Source organism: Calidithermus terrae, from assembly GCF_003574345.1.
Lineage (GTDB): Bacteria > Deinococcota > Deinococci > Deinococcales > Thermaceae > Calidithermus > Calidithermus chliarophilus.
This window is the reverse complement of sequence record NZ_QXDL01000290.1, coordinates 1-4051: the sequence shown is the minus strand read 5'-3', so window position 1 is coordinate 4051 and position 4051 is coordinate 1. Positions and strand designations below refer to the sequence as shown.

The window sequence follows — 4051 nt, the reverse complement described above, 5'->3', positions numbered from 1 at the left end:
TCGCCCGCCTGGCCGACAACCCAGCCCCCTCCGCCACCGGCATCGCCTTCCAGGGCAGCCTCGAGCCCCGCTTCAGCGCCCTGGGCGTCAAGCTCGGCTTCCACAAGACCCGCCGCACCGCCGGCTACTGCGGCACCCCCGCCTTCGGCGAGCGCTACAGCGTCGTGCGGGTGCGCACCGAGGTCGCCCCGATCCGGGCGAGCATCGAGAGCCTGTAAGAGGCATTCCGCGTAGGACGTACGACGTAAGACGTAGGACGTGCGTTTAGCGCTCGGCGTAGGACGCACGACGCACGACCCACCCCCGCCCTGCCCCCATCATCGAGTGTTAATTTCGGTCGGCGAACCCCATTCCCATCGCATTTTTCAGGCATTCACACTCAGCACCGGCTCAGCCGGGCTTAGGGACGGCATCAGTTCGAACCCATAGCGTTGCATCACGACCCACCGGCTGGAGGCGTTTCGCCGTACGGGCGACTGGCCGCGTATGGGGGAGTGCGAGAGACTTTTCCCGACGAGGAGAGCCTCAGAACGAGGTTTTTTGTGACGACGAACACCGACGCGAACACTCACCCCGGAGGCATGCGGGTGTTGGAAACCCAGGTGTACCGGGGGCCCAACCCCTACGGCTACTACCCGATGATCCGCTTCAAGCTCGACCTGGGGCGGCTCGAGGACTACCCCACCTCGCGCCTGGAGGGCTTCACCGCGCGGCTGGTGGCCCTCGTGCCGAGCTTACAGGGCCACGGCTGCTCCTACGGGCACCCGGGCGGCTTCGTCCGGCGCATGGAGGAGGGGACCTGGCTGGGGCACGTGACCGAGCACGTCGCGCTCGAGCTGCAGACCCTCGCCGGCACCCCCGTCACCTACGGCAAGACCCGCAGCACCGGCGAGCGCGAGGGGGTCTACAACGTGCTGTACTCCTACCGCGAGGAGCGGGTGGGGTTGATGGCCGGCTGGCTGGCCCTGCGGCTGGTGAACTCGCTGCTGCCGCCCGAGCTTCAGGGCGTGGGGGGGCTGGACCTGCTGGTGCCGCGCGGCACACGGCCCCTGGCCGAGGAGGGGGCCGCCTTCGACTTCCAGGCCGAGCTCGAGGCCCTCATCCGCCTGGCCGAGCGGCTGGCGCTGGGGCCCACCACCCGCTCGCTGGTCGAGGAGGCCGAGCGGCGGGGCATCCCCGCCATCCGCCTCGACGACGAGAGCCTGGTGCAGTTCGGCTACGGCAAGTACCAGCAGCGCGTGCGCGCCAGCGTGACCTCCAAGACCTCGCAGATCGCCGTGGAGGCGGCCAAGGACAAGTCGCTCACCAACCGCCTGCTGCTCACCGCCGGGCTGCCCATCCCCGAAGGTGCCGTGGTCAGCAGCGCCGAGGAGGCGGTGGCGGAGGCCGAGCGGCTGGGCTACCCGGTGGTCACCAAGCCCCTCGACGGCAACCACGGGCGCGGCGTCTCGACCAACCTCACCACCCCCGAGGCGGTGCGCTGGGGCTTCGAGCAGGCCGCCGCCCACGGGCCGGAGGTGATCGTCGAGCGCCACTTCCAGGGCAAGGACTACCGGGTGCTGGTGATCGGCGGGGAGGTGGTGGCGGTGGCCGAGCGGGTGCCGGCCCACGTCGTGGGCGACGGGGAGCACACCGTCGCCCAGCTCGTCGAGTTCACCAACGCCGACCCCCGGCGGGGGGTGGGGCACGAGAAGGTGCTGACCCGCATCAAGCTCGACCCGCAGGTCGAGCGGCTGCTCGAGCAGTCGGGCTACACGCTGCAGAGCGTGCCCAAGGCCGGGGAGGTGGTCTACCTGCGCGCCACCGCCAACCTCTCCACCGGCGGCACCGCCATCGACCGCACCGACGAGATCCACCCCGACAACGCCGACATCGCCCGCCGCGCCGCGCTGGTGATCGGGCTCGACGTGGCGGGCATCGACTTCGTGGCCCCCGACATCCGGCGCTCGGTGCGCGAGACGGGCGGGGGCATCGTGGAGGTCAACGCCGGGCCCGGCTTCCGCATGCACCTCCAGCCCTCCGAGGGCAGGCCCCGCAACGTGGCCGCGCCGGTGCTGGACATGCTCTTCCCCGCCGGCACCCCCTGCCGCATCCCGGTGGTGGCGATCACCGGCACCAACGGCAAGACCACCACCAGCCGCATGGTGGCGGCCATCCTCAAGAAGCACGGCTACCGCGTGGGCCTCACCACCTCCACCGGCATCTACATCGACGACCGGCTCTACCTCAAGGGCGACACCACCGGCCCCAAGAGCGCGCGGGTGGTGCTCTGCGACCCTACCATCGACGCGGCGGTGCTCGAGACCGCCCGCGGGGGCATCCTGCGCGAGGGCTTAGGCTTCGACCGCTGCACGGTGGGCGCGGTGCTCAACGTCCAGGCCGACCACCTGGGCCTGCGCGGGGTGGAGACGGTGGAGGACCTGGCCTGGGTGAAGTCGCTGGTGGTGGAGGTGGTGGCCGACGACGGGCACAGCGTGCTCAACGCCGACGACCCCCTCACCTACCGGATGCGCCGCCGCGCCGGGGGGCGGTTGGTGCTGTTCTCGATGCAGGGCGGGGAGAGCTGCCCCGGCCACCTCAAGGAGCACGTGGACGCCGGCGGCGTGGCGGTGGTGCGCCAGCCCGGGGTCAAGGGCGACCTCATCGCGGTGTACGACGGCGACGGCTACCACCCGGTGATCTGGGCGCACGAGATCCCGGCCACGCTGGGCGGGGCCGCGGCGGTCAACGTGCAGAACGCCCTCGCCGCCGCCGCCATCGCCTACAGCGTGGGGGTGCCGGTCGAGACCATCGCCGCCGCGCTGGCCGAGTTCAGGAGCACCTTCGAGCAGAACCCGGGGCGGCTCAACGTCTACGAGGGCCACCCCTTCAAGGTGGTGCTCGACTACGGGCACAACCCGGCCGGCCTCGAGCCCATGGTCGAGCTGGTGCGCCGCCTCAAGGGCGACGGCCGGGCCATCGGGGTGGTGAGCGTGGCGGGCGACCGCCGCGACGCGGACATGCTCGAGGTCGGGCGCATCGCCGCGCGCACCTTCGACGAGGTGATCCTGCGCGAGGACACCAAGGACCGCCGCGGCCGCCGCGAGGGCGAGATCGCCGCGCTGCTGCGCCGGGGGGTGCTCGAGGGCGGCATGCCCGAGGGCGCGCTCAGCGTGATCCTGGAGGAGACGGAGGCCCTGCAGGCCGCGCTGCGCCGCGCCCGGCCGGGCGACCTGGTGGTGCACTTCGCCACCGAGATCGACGAGGCCTGGCGGGTCATCCGCGAGTTCGTCCCCGCGGCCGACGCCCCGCGGGGCGAGCAGCCGAGCGTAGGGCAGGGGCAGGCATGAGGCCGGCCATCGTCATCCACGGCGGGGCCGAGGCCATCCCCCAGGAGCGGAAGGAGGCCTTCCGGCAGGGCCTGGGGCAGGCGGTCGAGGCGGGCTGGGAGGTGCTCGAGGCGGGCGGCAGCGCGGTGGACGCGGTGGAGGCCGCCGTCCGGGCGATGGAGGCGGCCCCCGTCTTCAACGCGGGGCGCGGCTCGATGCTCAACGCCGACGGCGAGGTGGAGATGGACGCCGGGCTGATGGAGGGCGAGGGCCTCAACGCCGGGGCGGTGGGGGCCGTCCAGGGGGTGCGCCACCCCATCTCGGTGGCGCGGGCCCTGCTCTACGAAGACCCCATCCTCCTCGTCTCCGACGGCGCGCGGCGCTTCGCGCAGGAGCGCCACGCCGAGCTGTGCGACCCCGAGGCGCTCATCACCTTCGAGCGGCTGCGCGAGTGGGAGCAGAAGCAGCGCACCAACAACACCGTGGGGTGCGTGGCCCTCGACCGCGAAGGCCGCCTGGCCGCCGGGGTCTCCACCGGCGGCACCGGCGACAACCCCAAGGGCCGCCTGGGCGACAGCCCCCTGCCGGGCTGCGGCTTCTACGCCGACGACCGGCTCGGCGGCACGGCCCTCACCGGCGACGGCGAGCGGATCGCGCGGGTGGTGCTCGCCAAGACCGCCGTCGAGTTCTTGCGCCAGCACTCGCCCGAGGAGGCGGCGGTGATGGCGCTGCAGGTGCTGGGG

Annotated in this window: 3 protein-coding genes; all 3 read left to right on the top strand. The window is 72.6% G+C overall.

Annotation, left to right across the window (positions count from 1 at the left end; all coding sequences use genetic code 11):
• Window positions 1-218: hypothetical protein (locus Mterra_RS22605; protein WP_170159753.1), on the top strand; the 218-nt coding region annotated here is incomplete at its 5' end.
• A gap of 363 nt (window positions 219-581) precedes the next feature.
• Window positions 582-3329, top strand: a complete 2748-nt coding sequence (gene cphA, locus Mterra_RS19475) for a cyanophycin synthetase (protein ID WP_119316634.1) — start codon at window positions 582-584, stop codon at window positions 3327-3329.
• A partial coding sequence (locus Mterra_RS19470) for an isoaspartyl peptidase/L-asparaginase family protein (RefSeq protein WP_119316633.1) occupies window positions 3326-4051 on the top strand: 726 nt, incomplete at its 3' end. The genes cphA and Mterra_RS19470, both read left to right, overlap by 4 nt.

Coding starts and splice junctions, on each gene's coding strand:
- cphA (WP_119316634.1), top strand. CDS start 582: ATGCGGGTGTTGGAAACCCAGGTGTACCGGGGGCCCAACCCCTACGGC.